Annotated in this window: 13 protein-coding genes, 2 tRNA genes and 2 rRNA genes; 13 read left to right on the forward strand and 4 right to left on the reverse strand. The window is 55.1% G+C overall.

The window, feature by feature from the left end; translation table 11 throughout:
• Nucleotides 1-3 precede the first annotated feature (3 nt).
• Nucleotides 4-1,587, forward strand: a complete 1,584-nt coding sequence (locus JNN07_08720; protein MBL9167811.1) for a family 43 glycosylhydrolase — start codon at nt 4-6, stop codon at nt 1,585-1,587.
• A 67-nt stretch (nt 1,588-1,654) separates the two neighbouring features.
• Here JNN07_08720 and JNN07_08725 read toward each other — a convergent pair whose 3' ends face one another.
• On the reverse strand, nt 1,655-3,640 hold the full coding sequence (locus tag JNN07_08725) for a sigma-70 family RNA polymerase sigma factor (GenBank protein MBL9167812.1): 1,986 nt from the start codon (nt 3,638-3,640) through the stop codon (nt 1,655-1,657).
• Nucleotides 3,641-3,841: 201 nt separating this feature from the next.
• Between JNN07_08725 and JNN07_08730 the strand changes: the two genes are divergently transcribed.
• Nucleotides 3,842-4,912, forward strand: coding sequence for a M42 family metallopeptidase (locus JNN07_08730; GenBank protein ID MBL9167813.1), 1,071 nt, complete (start codon nt 3,842-3,844; stop codon nt 4,910-4,912).
• On the opposite strand, the gene JNN07_08735 is transcribed toward JNN07_08730, so the two are convergent.
• The 3 genes from JNN07_08735 to JNN07_08745 all read right to left on the reverse strand — a co-directional run bounded on the left by JNN07_08735 (nt 4,909) and on the right by JNN07_08745 (nt 8,903).
• Complete coding sequence (locus tag JNN07_08735) at nt 4,909-5,940, reverse strand: hypothetical protein (protein ID MBL9167814.1); 1,032 nt, start codon at nt 5,938-5,940, stop codon at nt 4,909-4,911. The genes JNN07_08730 and JNN07_08735 overlap by 4 nt on opposite strands.
• 83 nt (nt 5,941-6,023) lie before the next feature.
• Nucleotides 6,024-7,688 carry a FecR domain-containing protein gene (locus JNN07_08740; protein MBL9167815.1) on the reverse strand — a complete coding sequence of 555 codons (1,665 nt, stop codon included), beginning with the start codon at nt 7,686-7,688 and terminating at the stop codon, nt 6,024-6,026.
• A gap of 183 nt (nt 7,689-7,871) precedes the next feature.
• A complete protein-coding gene (locus JNN07_08745) occupies nt 7,872-8,903 on the reverse strand; it encodes an AI-2E family transporter (GenBank protein MBL9167816.1) in 1,032 nt (343 codons plus the stop codon).
• Nucleotides 8,904-9,020: 117 nt separating this feature from the next.
• Between JNN07_08745 and larE the strand changes: the two genes are divergently transcribed.
• From larE to JNN07_08800, 11 genes are all read left to right on the forward strand, one after another.
• Nucleotides 9,021-9,857: an ATP-dependent sacrificial sulfur transferase LarE gene (gene larE / locus JNN07_08750; protein ID MBL9167817.1), complete on the forward strand. Its 837-nt coding sequence runs from the start codon at nt 9,021-9,023 to the stop codon at nt 9,855-9,857.
• Between the two features lie 269 nt (nt 9,858-10,126).
• Complete coding sequence (locus JNN07_08755; GenBank protein ID MBL9167818.1) at nt 10,127-11,410, forward strand: type II secretion system F family protein; 1,284 nt, start codon at nt 10,127-10,129, stop codon at nt 11,408-11,410.
• 92 nt (nt 11,411-11,502) lie between these two features.
• Nucleotides 11,503-12,030 carry a hypothetical protein gene (locus JNN07_08760; GenBank protein ID MBL9167819.1) on the forward strand — a complete coding sequence of 176 codons (528 nt, stop codon included), beginning with the start codon at nt 11,503-11,505 and terminating at the stop codon, nt 12,028-12,030.
• Between the two features lie 12 nt (nt 12,031-12,042).
• A complete protein-coding gene (locus JNN07_08765; GenBank protein MBL9167820.1) occupies nt 12,043-12,465 on the forward strand; it encodes a prepilin-type N-terminal cleavage/methylation domain-containing protein in 423 nt (140 codons plus the stop codon).
• Between the two features lie 11 nt (nt 12,466-12,476).
• Nucleotides 12,477-13,157 carry a prepilin-type N-terminal cleavage/methylation domain-containing protein gene (locus JNN07_08770; protein ID MBL9167821.1) on the forward strand — a complete coding sequence of 227 codons (681 nt, stop codon included), beginning with the start codon at nt 12,477-12,479 and terminating at the stop codon, nt 13,155-13,157.
• The gene (locus JNN07_08775; GenBank protein ID MBL9167822.1) at nt 13,154-14,221 is read left to right on the forward strand and encodes a general secretion pathway protein GspK; all 1,068 of its coding nucleotides are present in this window, start codon (nt 13,154-13,156) and stop codon (nt 14,219-14,221) included. Before JNN07_08770 ends, JNN07_08775 begins: the two co-directional genes overlap by 4 nt.
• A 26-nt stretch (nt 14,222-14,247) precedes the next feature.
• Nucleotides 14,248-14,934 (forward strand): dethiobiotin synthase, encoded by a 687-nt coding sequence (gene bioD / locus JNN07_08780; protein MBL9167823.1) that lies wholly within the window; start codon nt 14,248-14,250, stop codon nt 14,932-14,934.
• A 340-nt stretch (nt 14,935-15,274) separates the two neighbouring features.
• Nucleotides 15,275-16,818: ribosomal RNA gene (locus JNN07_08785) — 16S ribosomal RNA — on the forward strand.
• A 163-nt stretch (nt 16,819-16,981) separates the two neighbouring features.
• A tRNA-Ala gene (locus JNN07_08790) sits at nt 16,982-17,057 on the forward strand.
• Between the two features lie 75 nt (nt 17,058-17,132).
• Nucleotides 17,133-17,209, forward strand: a tRNA-Ile gene (locus JNN07_08795).
• A gap of 99 nt (nt 17,210-17,308) precedes the next feature.
• A 23S ribosomal RNA gene (locus tag JNN07_08800) occupies nt 17,309-19,897 on the forward strand; the annotation flags it as partial.

Consider the following 19,897-nt stretch of genomic DNA (forward strand, 5'->3'; position numbering starts at 1 on the left):
ACTATGACGCTCTCCCAAATTTTCGTTTGGACCCTGATCGCCCTGCTCGGCGGTGGCACTGCCTTCGCCGCCGGACCTACCTACACGAATCCCGTGCTCGCCGGTGACTATCCCGATCCTTCCGTGATCCGGGTGGGTAGGGACTACTGGGCGACGGCCACGTCATCAGAATGGGGACCTCAGTTTCCGCTGCTTCACTCGCGTGATTTGGTCAACTGGAAGACTGTGGGCCCGGTATTCAAAGAGCGGCCCGACTGGGCCGTTGGCAACTTTTGGGCTCCTGAGATCGCGGAGTGGAAGGGACGCTACTTTATCTATTACGTCGCTCGTAAAAGGGGTGGCCCATTGTCTTTGGCCTGCGCGACAGCGGATCGTCCCGAAGGTCCCTACACCGACCACGGTCCGATGGTTTCACAGGAGGCTGGTTCGATCGATGCGGTACCGGTGACGAATGAGAAGGGCGAGCGTTGGCTGGTGTGGAAGGAGGATGGAAACAGCCGTCGACTCCCGACGCCTCTTTGGGCACAGCAGCTGGATGAAACCGGAACGCGTCTGGTGGGTCAACGACATGAGCTGTTTCGCAACGATCAACCCTGGGAAGGTGGATTGGTCGAGGGGCCTTTCCTGCTCCGGCAAGGCGAGTATTTCTATATGTTCTATTCGGCCAACGGATGCTGTGGTCGCGATTGCACCTACGCGATGGGGGTAGCTCGATCCAAGGCTTTGCTTGGCCCCTGGGAGAAGTGCCCGAAAAATCCGATCCTGGCTGAGAATGCCCAGTGGAAATGTCCCGGCCATGGGAGCGTCGTGACGGATCCAAGTGGCCGGCACTGGCTGCTGTATCACGCCTACGACCCGGTTTCCTTCGTGTACACCGGACGCGAGATGCTGTTGGATGAGGTGACCTTTGGTGCCGACGGATGGCCGGAGATCAATCAGGGCAAGGGCCCCAGCGCCACCTTACGATCGCCGTTGGGAGCTCGACAGCATCGGCGCGAGCTTAGCTTCTATGATTCATTTAGCGACCGGGTTTTGGAGCCAGGCTGGCAGTGGCCGCAGGACCACCCGCCTGCCGTTCAGTTAACCCAAGGAAAGTTGGTGGTTGCTCCGGCTCCGGCGCTGGCGAAGAACCCGATCGGTGGGGTGGTGGGACGTTCGACCACCAGCGGGGACTATGTTGCCACCACACGGCTGGAGCTTTCGCTGTTGAAGCCTGGAGTCTTCGCGGGTCTGTCGGCTTTTGGAGATCCAGCCAATGCCTTGGGCGTGGCCGTGGAGTCTGGCAAGGTCATGGTTTGGCAGAAGGAGAAAAATCGTCTTCAGGCGACAGTCGTGGAGCCGCATGTCAGTGGGACGGCGATTTACCTGCGCATGACCGCGTCGGGAGGCAATCGCTTTCAGTTCGCTGTGAGTTCCAACGGGAAATCCTGGCGCTCCGTCGGACAGACTGCCGATGGTGGCTACCTGCCGCCTTGGGATCGGAATGTGCGCGTGGCGTTGACCGTTGGAGGAGTGCTCGGGGCCGAGGCGCGATTCGATTTCCTGAAAATCGTCCCGAAGGGTTCGCGCGCGGTCTCAAAGCGATGAGATCCTAGGCAGCGGATCTATTTGAGGTTAAGCCGGAAGCCAGCTTCTCATCCTGAGGGCAGTGGTTTCACTCTTCCAAAGGTAATCTCCAGGGTTTCTCCTGCATGATCGGCCGGGCTGCGCCCCAATCCGTTCGCCACCCTAGTCTCCGCGCCACCCCGGACAGCGCTTGCATGCCGCGATTGGGTGGCGTCTGAACACCGAGCACCTTTCCCCACGTCCACACTTCACCCAACTCATTGATGGCCACTCCGAGGGGCTGTCCTGAACCCGCGCTGAAAGCGACGATCTTTCCCGGGATCTCCAGCTTTTTCGGAAGAGCGGCCCCCTTCGAGGGTTCAAGGGAGTCTGGGTCGAGCCGGATCTCCCAGAGAGAGCCGTCCGTCTTCATCAGCACCTGGTAAAACCAGCCTCCACGAGAGATCGTTTTCCAGCCCGTGTCGCTCCCGACGCGGTGAGGTGCTGCGCAACGGCTCAGATCGGCTTCTCCGGTGTAGCGGTAAGCATTTCTCCCCCAAGCCCAAAGAGTTCCGTCTGATTTGACCGCCAGAATCGTCCATGCCCCAAATCCTACGCTGACCCAATTCGTATCTCGGGAGACCAACACTGGCGAGAAGAGGTTGCTTGAGCTGGCGCCCGTTTGTGGAATCAGCGGGTTCGGGTTGCCACCCCAATACCAGAGAGTGCCATCTGCTTTCTGGGCGACGCTCTCCAACAGTCCGGCCCAAACCGCGATCCAATCACGATCCTGACCCACCTGGATCGCCTCTGTGAATTCCCGTTGAGTTCGAGCGTTTCCCAGTTGGCCTGCCCAGTTGTTTCCCCAAGCCCAGAGTGTGCCGTCCTCTTTCAGTGCCAAGCTGTGGCTCCCCCCCGCCGCCACCGATTTCCAGTTCTTTCCGGGCACGGACTCCACGGGGACGTCCCGCTCGGCATTTCCTCTGCCCGAGGATCCATCGCCTACTTGTCCGTGGATATTCTCGCCCCAGCCCCACATCGTGCCATCCTCGCGAACCGCCAGGTTGTGATGCTCGCTGGCTTCGAGTGCTCTGTATTTGTGTGATGTGTCGATTCTTCTCAACGTGGGTTGATTGGTGATGCTGGTGAGTCCCAGAACTGGCCATCCGTCGGTATTCTGTCCCCAGGCCCAGAGGCTGCCGTCCGGTGCCAGGATGCTTCCATGCCATCGCCCGAGAGCGACGATGGGTTTCACGGTGCCAGCCGGCAGTCGGTACCTCGTTGCGCTCGCCGGGGTTTGTTTTTGTCCTGTGGGATCAAGAAGCTTGAGTGCGAGTAGTGTTCCCCCGGAACCGGCGGCGATCAGGGTGCCAACGATGGCGGCGGAGGCTTTCACTTTCGCCCACCCCATCACCTTCAAGGTCGAGGACGCCAAAGAGGAGGCTCCGGCACTGGATTTTGCCAAGGCCCCGGTAGAGACAATGTTGATCAGTCCAACCGGAGCCGCTTGCACTGCATGCGTGCTGAGCCCGGCGATCAATCCTGTCACCGAGAGGGTCAATCCGCGTCGGACGAGGATGGTTTTGAGTTTTTCTACCGCCCGGCTAACTCTTTTCCCGGCAGCGTCGGGTTCAATACCCAAAGCGGCGCCAACCTCCTTGAGCGGCTTCCCCTGGAAAAAGCGGAGGGTGAGTGCGCTTCGCTCCTTCTCCTTCAGTTGATCCATGGCATCGTCGAGGTAGGGCGCGATCCTCTCCCAGGAGGACTCTCCAACGTTTGGCTCGGTCATGACTAGTGCCTCCTGTTCCCGTCGAGTTCGGCGGATCTGACTCTGCTGGAAATTTTTGGCGGTAAAGCGCGTCGTGCGGAGAAGCCAGGCAGGAAGAACCGTCCGGCGATCCAGCGTGCGGGCCTTCCTAGCGAGGAGAATGAACACGACCTGGGTGACTTCTTCGGCGCCTGGGTGATTGCCGACTTGGCGGAAGGCGGCTGAGTGCACCAGGTTGAGGTATCGGCGAGTGAGTGCGGCAAAAGCCGTCTCGGCCCCACTCTCCGAGTATTCCCGCAGAAGCTCCCAATCGCTAGGCTCGTTCATCCTCCAATACCATGTGCGCCGGGCTTAAAATCGGACATCCTTTTTTGGGAAGCGCACTAGATACCCGGATGGAATTAGGGACAGGCCTCATCTCTTGAGCGTTTCGATGGACTTCGAGAAGAGGGACAGGCCTCACTTGGTAGACTTCTGAGGTTGCCTAGGGAGTTGATGTCTTTGGTCGCTTCCCCCTAATCTCCGTTCATGCGCAACGAATCCCTTCAGTTCCTCAAGACGCTTCTCAATACCCCCAGCCCAGTCGGCCATGAGGCGAAGGGACAGCGGATCTGGCTCGATTACGCCAAGAAGTTTGCCGACGAGACTTTCTCCGACGCCTACGGGAATGTGGTGGCGGTTCTAAACAAGGGTGGCAGCCCCCGGATCATGCTCGCCGGCCACGCCGACGAGATCGGGATGACGGTTAACTATATCGATGGAGATGGGTTCGTTTACGTGAGGCGTTTGGGAGGGGTGGACGCGGCTATCATGAAGGCTCAACGGCTTACCATTCACTCCCGGAAAGGACCGGTCCGCGGGGTGGTCGGTAATGTTGCTCCTCACCTCACTAAATTTGATGGAGATCGAAAAACACCTCGGATGGAGGATCTCTTTATCGATATTGGAGTCACAAATAAGGCGGCGGCTGAAGCGCTCGTTCGCGTCGGTGATCCGATCACTTTGGTCGATGAGTTTGAATTATTGCGGGATGATCTCGCGATTTCTCGGGCTTTCGACAATCGGATCGGGACCTTTGCGGTTGTGGAAGCGTTGCGACTCTTGCAGACCGAACGGAAGAAACTCGCCCCTGAGGTCTGTGCCGTTTCGAATGTGATGGAGGAGGTAGGTCTTTTCGGAGCCCGTCAGATCGCCTATGCCTTGAAACCTGACGTGGCATTGGTGGTGGATGTGACCCACGCGACTGATTATCCGACGGTGAGCAAGATCTTGCATGGCGACATCAAGATCGGCGGTGGACCAGCCCTGACGCATGGCGGATCAAACCATCCCGAGGTGGTTCGCCGGCTAGAGGAGGTGGCCGAGAAGCTCAAGATTCCCGTGCAGCACGAGGCGGTTTCGGGAACGAGTGGCACTGATACGGACGCGATCTTTTGGACCCGCGGGGGCATTGCGAGCGGTCTGGTCAGCCTGCCCAACCGCTATATGCATTCGCCCGTAGAGCTGGTCAGCCTCAAGGACTTGGAAAAGATACCCGAACTGCTCGCCGGGTTTGTTCGGTCTGTGAAGAAGGGCGATTCCTTTAAGGTAAAGATCTAGAACTTGAAACTCGCGCTCAGTGACAGACCCGAATCCAGCTTGCGATAATCGGGGATGAAGGCTGAATCGGACTCTCGCAGCTCATAGCCCGCAAAGGCACGGACGGTGAGCCAGTCAACGATGGGCACGATCAAGGAGGCGCTGAACGAGTTAAGTAAATCGAGGCGGCTTTCGTGAGTGTAATGGGTGAACTGAAACCGGTAGCCGGGCTGCAGGATCAGACGCGGTGCGAGTTGGTAGCTGTAGTTGAGCAGGATATTGTGCTCTGTACGGTCGTTTCGATTTCCATCATTCAGGCCTGGCGTCGGGTCGACATTGGTGAAGTGGTGAGAACCGAGGTATGAAAGGATGATCGCTTGCTTCTCGCTCAGCTCGAAAACGCGCGTGAGAGACCACCTCGGTGTATAGTCTCGATAAAACTCGGCGTAGGAGGAGTAGGAGGGCTGGTGGGAGAGCAGACGTTGCCAATCCAGCCCGAGTTGCGCATAGTAATTGCCCCAGGTGTAGGTGAGATCGGCGAAGGTGGAAGCCGCGTCGAAGTCTCCATTGCTCTTCGGATCTCCCGAGAGGGGATCGAGCTTCGCCCCGACCACGGCATAGTTCATCCACACATGCTGGTAGCCAATGCGAGGGCGAAGCTTCCCCTCGCCTAGGGTCCATTGGGGCGGAGTTAAACTTAGTTGGGCGGAGCTCGCTAGGACTGCTGAGCCGACGGTGTCGACAGGGTCGGACTCATTAAAAAACATGTTATCCGTCCAATAAAGCTGGGTATCCAGCTCGACGGCAAACCAACGATGATGCTGGCGTGTTCTGAGGATTGACTGAGGGCCGACATCGGTCGCCTCGTCCGGAGAAATGGAAGGTGCCTCCTCCATTTTGTCCTGTTTGAGATCCCGAAGGAGGCGGTTGGCTTCCTGTTGGCGTCGAAGGGCTTCCCCCTGATCGACCGAACCGGTCACTTGCGCTGAGACGGGAAGGCCGATGGCACAGGTCAGCCCGACAACTGTTAGGGCGCGGCGAGCGTTCATCCCTGCGACCTCGCCCTAGGTGTGCTGCTCGAATGCATGTAGCCCGAGATTGGCGGAAGTCGGGCCGCAGGTCAACGGGACCCTTACTTGAGCTTCTCGATGGTGATATTGGCTGATTCGCGAGCCCCAGGCTGGCCTTTGACGTAGAGCTGGGCGGGTTCTCCGCGAACGGTGACATCGCGATAGAAGTTAACGTAACCGTTCATCACTGCAGTCTGTTTGTTGGGATTGGGGGCCAAAGCGCCTTCCCGGGTTTTCAGTAGCATCGGCTGGACGGGTAGACTTACATCCGAAAACACGATGGTTTTAGCCGCCATAGAGATACTGCCAAACTGTGAGGAATAGCCCGACCGGGTGAAGTTCACGTTGCTGAGCTGGACCTTGTCCTCGGCTTGTATGTTCAGGCTTCCACCGGCCAGCGAGACATTGCTCAACTCGATTTTCTCGTTATTCTTGAGAGCGGATAGGTCCAGGCTGGCATGGGCTCCAGCGACTAAGGTCCCGCCCTCCTGCTTTATGGAGCCATTTTCACTCTTGAGAACTAGGGTGCCGGAACGATTCTCAATCTGGCTGCCTTTGATGGAGATCGATTTGCGAGCTCCCACGAAGAGGCCGTTAGCGCTATTGTAGCGAAGGTCCTTATTGTTGCGAACTTTAAGCTCATCTCCTCCCAGCGCCAACCCGGGACGCCTGTTGGGCGGGGTTTGCCATGTGTAGAAATCCAGATCCTCCTCAATGGAAAGGGTCTGCTGGGCGATGATGCCAATCATCGGTGCCGATTCGCCTTCCACCACACTAAGGGGTTCCGGAAGAAAGACAGAATGGGTGTTTAGTTTGATATCCTCCCCGAGCATACTGAGGGTAACCTTGTCCGCCCATAAGCTCCTCTTGGGGTAGTTTTCATCAGAGCGACCGAAGAGCCGATCGCTGGGCAAGATCTCGGCCCTGATCTCGATGTCCTTGTCCCAGGACTGCTCTAGCTGGCTTTTATTCTCTTTGACCGCCGCTTCGAATGTGCTTTGGTCGATGACTGCAACCTCTTCTTTGGTGGCAGTATTTCCCACGAGTAGGCCTGTGTCCTCTAGCTTTCCACTACTGATCGCGTTAGCCTGCGCGGCTACGGCGCTCTCCACTTTGGCGATGCTGGGCAGGGCTGAGGCGTAGCCTTGAACCAATCCTGAGCCCTCGACCATTTTGGCCAAATTAATATTGAGAGTTGGTCCAAACCCTTGCACGCCTGGGAGGACGAAGAGAAGCTGTCCGGCCTTGAGGTCACGTGAACCGCCACTGGGCAACGTAAACCTTCCCTTTCCCTCCAACACTACCCCTTTGAAGCCGCCATTGGGGGTGGCGACAATCATGATCGTCGTTCCTAGCACGGCCGCGGCGGCACCCCCAGTCTTTATGGTTCCGCCTCCCCGCCCGGGGGGCGAGTGAAAGAGCACGCTCCCTTGCTGAAGATTGATATGGCGTCCTTTGGGTTCGAAGGAAAAGAGGGTGTTGGCTCCGACGCGCGTGAGGGTTTGGTCCTTCGCCAGAAGTTCTGCTCGGGAGTTTGGTCCGGTTCGGACCAATTGCGGCGCTTTCACAATGCCGTTGACCTCCGCTTTTTGGGTTTGTTGAGTCCCCGGCGTGACCACGGACACACTATTGATGACCTGGGTGAAAGTACTCTCCGTAAGATCCGCTGCCTGGAGTGTCAGGGCTGTTGGCACAAGGCATAGAGAGGCTAAAATTGGCTTTTTCATCGTGGATTGAGATTTTGCTTTTCCCCTGACCGGCACATCAGTCGCACCTTAGCAGCCCCAAACAGCCTGTTCCTACAGGCCCTCGAAGCTTGCCGAGTAAATAGAATCGGATCCTTCAGTGCCCTCAATGCCGCCATTTTCGTTTGCATGTGAGTCTCTAGGTGGAACCTAAGGTCGCTTTAGCTATGCTGCAAGTGGCGCTGAAGGTTTGGCCTCGGCGGGCGAAGGTGCGGGGGCAGTAATTTGACCCAGCTCGAGCTTCAGATAATAGAGAATTACCGGGGCCAGGATCATACCCGGGATCCCCATAATTTTTTCTCCAATGATGAGTCCTATCATCGTGAGCCAGACTGGATTGCGAATACGGTCGCCGATAATTTTACTATTCAAAAAGTACTCAAACTTGTGCAGTAGGACGAGAAATGCCAACGCCGCTATGGCCATGGTTGGCGACATGGTGAAGCCTACCGCCACGATCACGCAATTGCTCAAAATATTGCCGATGATGGGCAGCAAGCCGCACAAGAAAGTGACCCCAATGAGCACTAGGGGGTGTTTCATTGAGACCGAGAAGATGAAAATCGCTGTGAACACCGTATTGATGCTGGAGATAACGATCTGAGCTCCCATGACCGTGGCGAAACTCTGATAAAAATTGCGGAAACGATGGGCGAATTCTGCGCAGTAGGCGGTGTAGAGGTTGTTTTTGACCGGATGCATCGAAGGGTCGATGTCGAGAGTCGGGTTGAGAAAGATGCTGACGGCGATCACCAATCCGAGGATCACGACAACCAGCTCCTTGGTGGCAAACTTAGCAAAATTCGTGAGCTCGCCAAATCTCTCCGACAACTCCTTCTTGGCCAAGGTCTCGAGGCTACTGACATCATCGAAGGGCAGTTCGATGTTTCTCTCGTTGGCCAACTGAATCACTTTAGGAATTGATTCCTCGGCAACGCGGGGCAGTGCGCGAGCTGCGTTTCGGGTAAAGACGAAGAAGCCGATGGAAATGAGGCACACGGCACAGACGAAGATGACGACGCTCAAGGGCCGCTTCCCCCAGAAGTTGAATTTTCTCAACGCGAACGTTGATAGCAGGATGGTTAGCAGCGGTGTGGTCAGGTGCAGCGCGGGGGCCAGCAGTAACAGCCCCGCCATCATCAGGAAGGAGACCGTCCTGGGGTTCATCCACCGTGCAAGCTTGAGGTCTTCGTTCATGAGCTGGTTGGTATCTATCAGAACCCGACCGGCTGGCCAGCATTCAATTTCTCGGCACTCGGCGTATCTGACTGCTATCTTCTGGCTCTTCGCCTCCAATCGTGGCAGACTGCCTTTATGGTCTCTGCAAAGTTCGATCATCTGCGCGCCTTGCTCCGCGGCTATGGCTCTTGCCTTGTCGCCTACTCAGGCGGGGTCGATTCTGTATTCCTGGCCAAGGTGGCTTTTGACGTCCTTGGCAATCGAGCTTTGGCCGCTATTGCCGACTCCCCGAGTCTTCCTCGTCGAGAGTTGGAAGAAGCCTTAGCGCTGGGGCGTTCCTTCGGGTTCCCGGTCCGGGTGGTCCAAACACACGAATTCGCCAATCAGAGCTACCTGGCCAACCCATTTAATCGGTGCTTTTTCTGCAAACATGAGCTCTTCACGGAGCTTGTTCCCCTAGCCAGGGAGGAAGGCTTTTCAGCGATCGTTTACGGGGAGAACGCGAGCGATGTTGGGGATCACCGGCCCGGGGCACAGGCGGCGGCCGAGTTTCAGATTTTGGCCCCGCTCAAGGAAGCTGGTCTGACCAAAGCGGAGATTCGGTCTCTTTCGGCGGAACTTGGACTTCCCACCGCCGACAAACCTCAGATGGCCTGTCTGAGTTCCAGGATCCCGTACGGGGAGGCTGTCACCGTTGAGAAGCTCCGCATGATCGAGGCGGCTGAGAATGTGCTTCGAGATCTGCATTTCTATGATGTCCGTGTTCGACATCATGAACTCAAAGTTGGCCATCTCGCCAGGATCGAAGTGGGAAAGGCCGATCTTGCACGCTTTGGTCAGGAGGAGGTCTTTTTTAAGGTGGCGCAGGAGCTTCGATCGCTTGGGTACCAGCATGTGACCCTGGACTTGGAGGGCTATCGAAGGGGTAGTACGAACGAAATTCGATTGGGTGTTCGTGCGCCGGTCTCCTAGATCCCAGGTGCTTTCGGAACCCTCGACATTCGTAAGCCGCACCGTTAGCGTAAACGCCGAAACGCTGCCTGCCGGAAGGGCTTTTCAAGTAAATGGTGGGCTGCCGATAAGCTCCTGTGTCGCGATGATTGTCGACGTCCTTAGCCGAATGGAATTTGCACCGATGGACTGGTCTTCTGATGCTCTACCCGCGTCGCGGCCTGCCGTGAGGGTTCCCGCGCCGCAACTTCGTGCCCGTGTTGGTGTTTCCCTTGCTGATGTCACGTGTTATGCCCCAATTTGCCTATAAAGCGCGTCGTCGATCTGGTGAGATGGTGCAGGGGGTGCTCGAGGTGGCCGATCGCGCAGCCGCCCTCCAACAGATCGAACGGCTGGGGTTGTTTCCCGTCATGGTCGATGCCTCCAAGGGTGCGGTCGCTTCTGCGGTTGCCTCCTCTCCCAGTGGTCAGCGTAGCGAAGGGAACTCCTCCTCCGTTCTGCCCCAGTCGTTCCGAGCGTACTTCCAGAAAAAGCGTCGGCCGAAGATGCAGGAGCTCGCGACGTTTACCCAGCAGCTGTCCAACCTTTTGAACTCGGGCATGCCTTTGACTGTGGCGCTCAACAGCATGACCCACTTGGAATCGAAGGGCATTCCCGCGGAGGTGAGCCGAATGCTCAAGCAGGAGGTGGTCGAGGGGCGTGGGCTTTCCGATGCGATGGCCAAGCAGCCGCTCATTTTTTCTGACCTCTACGTCAACATGGTGCGGGCTGGCGAGCAGAGCGGCGCCCTAACCGATGTTCTCAAGCGGTTGGCGATCCATTATGAGCGGTTCGCTGAGGTGCAGCAAAAGTTTAAGTCGGCCATGATCTATCCGGCCATTGTCGCCTTTGTCGGGGTGGCAATTATCATCTTCTTCATGGCATTCATGCTGCCTAAGTTCATGGCGATCTTCGATGGCTTGAACATCGCATTGCCATGGTCGACCCAGTTACTGATGGGGGCTAGCCGCATGTTCACCACCTATTGGTGGTTGCTGCTCCTGGTCGTTGTTTCAGTGAGCGTCATCTTTGCCCGATTCAAGAGTTCGGCGATGGGACGCCGGCGCATCGATGAGTGGAAATTGAAAGCCCCGGTAGTAGGTAAGGTCATCAGGCTCAACCTATTCGGTCAGTTTGCGCGAACACTTTCCACCTTGCTTACGAATGGGGTTCCGGTTTTGACGGCCCTGAAGATCACCGAACAGATCATGCCAAATGTGGTGGTCAAAGAAGCCATTGCTCGAACGCGTGAGGACGTCACCGACGGAAAAACCATCGCGCAGCCTCTGGCCCGCAGTAAGCTCTTCCCTCAGCTGATGATTGATCTGCTGAAGATCGGGGAGGATACGGGGGACGTTCCTGGATCGTTGCGGAACGTTGCCGAAACCTATGAGAACGAGCTGAACATCCAGCTGAGAGTGATGACCACTCTGATCGAACCGGCCATGATCATCATGATGGCGGTGGGTGTGGGATTCCTGCTCTTCAGTGTGCTCTCAGCCATGTTCAAAATCACTTCCAGCATCAATCGGTGATCAGACCACAACAGTCTCCCACATCCGCAACTTTGGGCTCATCGCCTGGCGGAGGTAGGGCGAGGCGATCAGGGTTCACACTGATCGAAATCATGGTCGTCGTGGGAATCGGAGCTGTGCTTCTCAGTCTAGCGGTTCCGGCTTTCGTGACCCGCTATTCCCAGCAGTCGATGCAGCGGGCTGTGAGTGACATCACGCAGCTGTTGTGGAGGGCCAGGGCGGATGCCATCCTTCAAGGAAATCCAACGGTGGTGGAGATCCGGCCGGGAGAGCGCACATTCACTGTTTCTACGCTCGCCACCCGCAAGGTCTCCGCGGACGGAGAAGCGGAGGGAGCGCGCCCATCCGAACGCACGGATGGCTCTGGCAAAGACGATGAGCGTCGCAAGACACTCGATCCAGCCATCCAGATCGAGCTCCTCGGCATTGAGGGGGAGGACTGGGCCCAGGAGGAGGTCGCTACGATCCGCTTTTTTCCAAACGGCACCTGTGACGAGCTGAGTTTAGTCCTCATCAACCCGAACCAGGAACGGCGGAACATCTGGCTGGAGGTGGTCACTGGGCTGGCGGATGTAGAATCGGACCCGCGAAAATTCCACCTCATTTCGGAAGGCCCCTGAAGTTTGTCAGCCATGAAACGGATTCCATCGCGATCTCACCTAGAAACTGGGCGGCGCGGCTTTACTCTACTCGAGGTCATGATTGCCTGCTTCGTCTTCTTCGTGGTGGCTTTTTCGGTTTTGCAAATGATGACGGCCGGGCTGGTCGGTGCGCGGTCGTTGCAAAAAAACAAAGTGGATCCGGTCGCGATGTTGGCCGCCGGGGTGACTAGCACGAATGCCACCTTTGAACCCGTGGCCGTCAGTGGGGACTTCGGAGAGGACTACCCTGACTTTTCATACGATTATCTGCCAAGTCAGGTCGCCAGCAATGGTCTTTGGCAAATCGAGTTCCGGGTTTATCCGAAGGATGGTGGACCGTCAAATCCATCGAAACTGACGGTGTTCATCTACTGTCCCGAATGTCGCCCAGACCCGAATTTCGGAGGAATGTGATCACGAAGTCATTGAACACTAAGAGTAACAGGTCAGCTTTCACGCTGGTAGAGGTTCTCATCGCGATGGCCATTTTTATGATGGTGATGACGGCCGTCTACTCGACCTGGATCGCGATCGTTCGGGGCTCAAGGGCTGGCCTACAAGCGGCGGCCAAGGCTCAACGGGCTCGGGTCGCAGTCCGCTGCCTGCAGGAGGCTCTGGTCACCGCCGTCAACTATGGTTATCCGGGAGACTTCGGTTTTCCGTATCGGTTTAACGGTGATCTGAGCGGCGACTTCTCGGAGCTCTCCTTTGCGGCTAAACTGCCGAGTTCATTCCCTGGGGTTTCACGTTATGGGGGAAATACTACCCGCAGGATCACCTTTCGGGTGGAGCGAGGGGAGGATCAGAGGGATCAACTTATCGTGGAGCAGAGCCCGTTATTGTTGCCCAAGTCAAAGGAGGATTTCACGCCGTTTAAATTGGTTTTGAGCCCGGAGGTCAGCCTCTTTGAGGTGCGGTTCTTTGATGCGGATGCGCGTGAGGGTAAAGCGTGGACAACGACTTGGGAAAAGACCAACAACTTACCGAGCCTGGTTGAGATCCGACTCGAGCAATCGTCTTCCGCGCGGAGTGACGCTCCCAAGGACGTGACGGTAACAGCGGTGTCGATACCTTCAGCGCGCAAGAATCCGGTGCGACGACGATGAAACGCGTTAACAGGAAGCAAGAAAGAGGTATCGCTCTGATCATGGTTTTGATGGTCGTGGCGGTGCTCATCACCATCGCAGGAGGCTTTGCTATCTCCATGAAAGTCGAGACCACACTCGCTCGGAATGCGTCGTGGGATACCGAGTTGGAGTGGATGGGCCGCTCGGGCATTGAGATCGCAAAATGGGCGCTGAGCCAGTCAAAAAACGCCCGGGAGGACTACCTCGGACAAGCCTGGGCTGGCGGCCATTCTCCTGGCGAGGAAAACGCGGAGGTGGACGCGCTGATTGGGCAATGGATCACCCCAATAGGCGGAGGAGGACGCTATCGCGTCGAGATCGAGGATATGGATCGGAAGTTCAATTTGAATTCACCTCAAGTGAACCAAGATCGGATGCTCATGGAGAGTGCGTTGAACTTCATCGGTTTGGATGCCTCAGTCATTCCGACAATGGTGGGGTCCATTAAGGACTGGATTGACCCGGACAATCTCGTGTCGCCGGGTGGGGCGGAGAGTGAGTTCTACGAGAAGTTTGACCCGCCCTATCGAGCGAAGAACGGGATGATGGATGATATCTCGGAGCTCCTGTATGTGAACGGAGTGAGAGACAATCCGAACGCATTTTGGGGCAGCGGTGCGCCGTCGGCGCGACGACATACTAAGTCTGCTCGGCAGAGTGTATTCGAGGAGCAGCAGTATGAGAACGGCCTGCGGGATCTATTTTCGGCCTGGCCCATGGGAGGTGGGACAGCAACGCCTGGATTGTTGAATATCAACACCGCGTCCGTTGCGGCCATGATGGCAATACCCGGGATGGTCGAAGGGATTGCTAATGAAATCATCCAGGCCAGGCAGAGTCCGAACGGCGACATAGTTCCGGTTCCTCCGCAAGCTGTGATTCGGGATCCTCAGATGCTCAGATTCTTCAAATCGCAGAGCAGTGCTTTCCAGGTAAAGGTGGTGGCTGAGGCGGGGAAGAACTCGAGGACATTTATCGGTAGGCTTCTGCGTCGAGGCCCAAAGCAATTCCAGCTGGTGGATTTTGCGATTCAGGAGTTATGAGAAAGTGCCAGCAAAAGCGCTTGTTTGTGACTGGGACTGACACCGGAGTAGGGAAAACGGTGTTTACGATCCGGCTTCTACGTGAGCTGCGAAGGGCTGGGAAGAGCGCCATAGCCCTGAAGCCATTTTGCAGTGGAGATCGTGAGGACGCGCTCCGCCTAGTGGAGGAGATGAACGGAGAAAAGACCCTCGAGGAAATCAATCCCTACTACTGTGAGAGACCCGTTGCACCGGGCGTAGCGCCACTCTTGGGTGAGAGCGAACCAGGTCCAAGTTTGCCTGAAATACTGAGGAAAATAAGTGATTCTGGGCGGGGCTATGAGTGGGTGATTGTTGAGGGTGCGGGCGGAGTTTTAGTGCCACTCACCGAGCGTTTGATGGTTGCTGACCTAATTAGGGCGCTGAAATGCCCCGCCTTGGTGGTGGGTCGTGACCGATTGGGGACTGTTAATCACTCGTTGCTCACGCTTTTTGAGCTTCAGCGCAGAAGGATTCCGATACTTCGATTGGTTTTGATGGAAAATTCTGAAAAAGATTTGTCTCGGAAGAGCAACAAATCAGTCATTTCACAACTCTTTGTAAATCAGGATGTTATTGGATTTCCGGAGGTGGAACCATACCCAAAATTGAGGTCGAAATCGAAGGCGGCCGAAAGAATTTTGAAAATAACCCTTGCGAAGATTTGGGATCCCCGTATTGTCTGGCCTCGTTGATGCGACGCACGAAAGCGAAAGCCGAAAGCGAAGCGAAACAAAGACCGATTCGGATAAAACAAAAAAGTGTTTGACGAATCGGGGTGGCAAATAGAGACTCAGCTGCCGTGGCAAAAATGACGGCACTGAGAATTTTTGTCCCCTGGATTGCGCGGCGCAGTTAAGAAACTGATGACCTGCATTAGCAAAACAGATCCAGAGTAAGATTTTTACGGTTCTTTGACAGTTGAATTGTGCGATAAGTTAGAGCCCCTTGAGTGATTACGAAAGTAATTAAATCAAGTGCGACAAAATTAGCAGTCGTTGGTAACAACGACATTTATAAAGATTCAACTCTTTAATAACGGAGAGTTTGATTCTGGCTCAGAACGAACGCTGGCGGCGTGGATAAGACATGCAAGTCGAACGCTGATTATAGGGTAGCAATATTCTGTAGTCGGAGTGGCGAAAGGGTGCGTAACACGTGGGTAATTTGCCGTGAAGTTGGGGATAACTCGCTGAAAGGCGAGCTAATACCGAATGTGGCCTAACAAGGCTAAAGTTGGGGACCGTAAGGCCTGACGCTTCATGATAAGCCCGCGGCCTATCAGCTAGTTGGTGAGGTAACGGCTCACCAAGGCTAAGACGGGTAGCTGGTCTGAGAGGACGACCAGCCTCACTGGAACTGAGACACGGTCCAGACACCTACGGGTGGCAGCAGTCGAGAATTTTTCTCAATGGGGGAAACCCTGAAGGAGCGACGCCGCGTGGGGGATGAATGGCTTCGGCCCGTAAACCCCTGTCATTTGCGAACAAACCTTTCGGTTTAATAGACCGAAAGCTGATAGTAGCGAAAGAGGAAGGGACGGCTAACTCTGTGCCAGCAGCCGCGGTAATACAGAGGTCCCAAGCGTTGTTCGGATTCACTGGGCGTAAAGGGTGCGTAGGTGGTAGGGTAAGTTTGACGTGAAAGCTCCGAGCTTAACTCGGAAATTGCGTTGAATACTATCCCACTAGAGGGTTGTAGGGGGGACTGGAATTCTTGGTGTAGCAGTGAAATGCGTAGATATCAAGAGGAACACCAGTGGCGAAGGCGAGTCCCTGGACAACTCCTGACACTGAGGCACGAAAGCTAGGGGAGCAAACAGGATTAGATACCCTGGTAGTCCTAGCTGTAAACGGTGCACATTTGCTGTGAGCGGAATCGACCCTGCTCGTGGCGAAGCTAACGCGATAAATGTGCCGCCTGGGAAGTACGGTCGCAAGATTAAAACTCAAAGAAATTGACGGGGGCCTGCACAAGCGGTGGAGTATGTGGCTTAATTCGATGCAACGCGAAGAACCTTACCTGGCCTTGACATGCAGGGATTATTCGGGTGAAAGCCTGGAAATTGCCGCAAGGTGTAACCTGCACAGGTGCTGCATGGCTGTCGTCAGCTCGTGTCGTGAGATGTTGGGTTAAGTCCCGCAACGAGCGCAACCCCTGTGTCCAGTTGCCACTCCTACTTCGGTAGGAAGCACTCAGGACAGACTGCCTCGCTTCAACGAGGAGGAAGGTGGGGATGACGTCAAGTCAGTATGGCCCTTACGGCCAGGGCTGCACACGTACTACAATGCCCAGCACAGAGGGACGCAAGACCGTCAGGTGGAGCAAATCCTCAAAACTGGGCCCAGTTCAGATTGTCGTCTGCAACTCGACGACATGAAGCCGGAATCGCTAGTAATGGCGCATCAGCTACGGCGCCGTGAATACGTTCCCAGGCCTTGTACACACCGCCCGTCACATCATGAAAGCCGATTGTACCCGAAGTCGCCCCTCATAAGGTGCCGAAGGTATGGTTGGTGATTGGGATGAAGTCGTAACAAGGTAGCCGTAGGGGAACCTGCGGCTGGATCACCTCCTTTCTAAGGAGAAAACCATGTCACCGAGAAATCGGCTGACTACGGTCGATTGACTCGCAAGAGTCACTACTGCTCAAACCTTATCGCACAATTCAACGGTCAAAGGATCTTGTTCCTTTAAAACAAGTGTTGGTGGCAGCTCGGATTGTCGCTTCACTGCCGGCATGGGGCTGTAGCTCAGTTGGTAGAGCGGTAGCTTTGCAAGCTATAGGTCAGGAGTTCGACTCTCCTCAGCTCCACCAGCCACTGCATCTACAGCCGAGCGATACCGAAAGGTAACCGATTTGTGAAGTCACAAAACTTCGGTCAATTTGGCCGGGCCTGTAGCTCAGTTGGTTAGAGCATGCGCTTGATAAGCGCAGGGTCACTGGTTCAAATCCGGTCAGGCCCACCATTTAGAATTTTTAAACTTGTTCTTTGAAAACTGCACGTAGACAAAATCAGGGCATATAATGTTCGCTGGTTTACATTGATTTTTCAATGTGAAACTCGTGATCAAGCTACTAAGGGCTTATGGTGGATGCCTTGGTGCCAGTAGGCGATGAAGGACGTAGCAAATTGCGATAAGCTGCGGTGAGCCGTTGAGCAGGCTTTGACCCGCAGATTTCCTAATGGGGCAACCCATCTGGTCTAAAACCAGATATCTTTGGATGAATTCATAGTCCAAAGAAGCGATACGGGGTGAAGTGAAACATCTCAGTAACCCCAGGAAAAGAAAACGAAGTGATTCCGTAAGTAGTGGCGAGCGAAAGCGGAACAGCCTAAACCATGATGACTTGTCATCGTGGGGTTGTGGGACTTCAACGTGGACCTCTAAGAGCGAGCTTAACGATTTGGAACAATCGACCAAAGACCGTGATAGTCGGGTGAGCGAAGTTTGAGGGGGCCTAGAAGTATCCCAAGTAATGCGGTGCACGTGAAACTCTGCATGAATCTGTCCAGACCACTGGATAAGGCTAAATACTAACTGGCAACCGACAGTGAACAAGTACCGTGAGGGAAAGGTGAAAAGAACCCTTTTTAAGGGAGTCAAATAGATCTGAAACCATATGCCTACAATGTGTAGGAGCACCGCAAGGTGTGACTGCTTGCCTTTTGCATAATGAGTCTGCGAGTTATTATCAGTGGCCTGCCTAACTCTCTCTGAGAGTCAGGCGCAGCGAAAGCGAGTACGAATAGTGCGACTAGTCGCTGGTAATAGACCCGAAGCGGAGGTGATCTACTCTTGAGCAGGTTGAAGCCTAGGTAACACTGGGTGAAGGACCGAACTCGTGGATGTTGAAAAATCCTGAGATGACTTGAGAGTAGGAGCGAAAGACTAATCAAACCCCGTGATAGCTGGTTCTCTCCGAAATAGCTTGAGGGCTAGCGTTGGATAAGTACTCCTAGGAGGTAGAGCACTGAATGGCTTAGGGGCCCCACCAGGCTGCCAAAACCAATCAAACTCCAAATTCCAAGGATCCCATTATTCCAGCATTCAGGCCGTGGGGGATAAGCTTCATGGCCGAGAGGGCAACAGCCCAGACCGCCAGCTAAGGTGCCTAAATGTCGTTAAGTGGAAAGGATGTAACGTTGCTTAGACAGTGAGGATGTTGGCTTAGAGGCAGCCACCATTTAAACAGTGCGTAATAGCTGACTCATCGAGCGATGTTGCGCCGAAAATGATTGGCGATTAAACGATATACCGAAGCTGCGGATTGACCAGTGGTTCGCCACAGGTCAGTGGTAGGAGAGCGTAATCGATGCGCCGAAGCCGAACTGAAAAGGACGGTGGAGCGTCGATTAGTGAGAATGCAGACATGAGTAGCGATAAAACAGATGAGAATTCTGTTCGCCGTAAACCTAAGGTTTCCTGGGGCAGGTTCGTCCTCCCAGGGTTAGTCGGGAGCTAAGATGAGACCGTAAGGTGTAATCGATGCACAGCAGGTATAACATTCCTGCACCGGCTAGGGCGCTGCGTAGAGTGGACGCGAAGAGGGACAGAGTTAGGTCATTGATAGACTGAGCTGCGGCTTCGGCCAATGCGTACTTTGAAACGATTCGCCTAGAAAAGACTCTACGATTATCCCTAGTCGCCCGTACCGTAAACCGACACAGGTGGGTGGGTCGAGTAGACCAAGGCGCACGAGAGAAACCTCTCTAAGGAACTCGGCAAATTAGCCCCGTAACTTCGGGAGAAGGGGTGCCTGCTTCGGCAGGCCTCAGTAAATTGCGTTTAGCGACTGTTTAACAAAAACACAGCACTCTGCAACGTCGTCAAGACAACGTATAGGGTGTGACACGTGACCAATGCGGAAAGATCAAGGCAAGTTGTTAGCCGCAAGGCGAAGCTCCGAACCTAAGTCCCCGTGAATGTCGGCCGTAACTATAACGGTCCTAAGGTAGCGAAATTCCTTGTCGGGTAAGTTCCGACCTGCACGAATCGTGTAACGACTGAACGACTGTCTCGGAGAGGATCTCGGCGAAATTGTAACGGCGGTGAAGATGCCGCCTGCCCGCAGTAGGACGGAAAGACCCTATGCACCTTTACTGTAAGCTCGTAGTGGGTTCTGGTTATTTATGCTTAGCGTAGGTGGGAGACTTTGAAGGCATGGCTTCGGTTGTGTCTGAGTCGCAATGTGAAACACCACTCTTAGATAATTAGGATTCTAACCCCAATTCCTGTTAGCCAGGTGGGGGACAGTGCGTGCGGGTCAGTTTGACTGGGGCGGTTTCCTCCCAAAGAGTAACGGAGGAGCGCGAAGCTTGGTTCAGTACGGTTGGCAACCGTACGTCGAGCGTATGGGTATAAGCCAGGTTAACTGTGAGACCAACAAGTCGAGCAGATGCGAAAGCAGGCCCAAATGATCCGATGGTTGAATGTGGAATTGCCATCGCTCAACGGACAAAAGGTACGCTAGGGATAACAGGCTGATCGGTTCCAAGAGTTCATATCGACGAACCGGTTTGGCACCTCGATGTCGGCTCATCGCATCCTGGGGCTGGAGAAGGTCCCAAGGGTCCGGCTGTTCGCCGGTTAAAGCGGTACGCGAGCTGGGTTCAGAACGTCGTGAGACAGTTCGGTCCTTATCCACTGTGGGCG

The organism is Verrucomicrobiales bacterium (assembly GCA_016793885.1).
Lineage (GTDB): Bacteria > Verrucomicrobiota > Verrucomicrobiia > Limisphaerales > UBA11320 > UBA11320.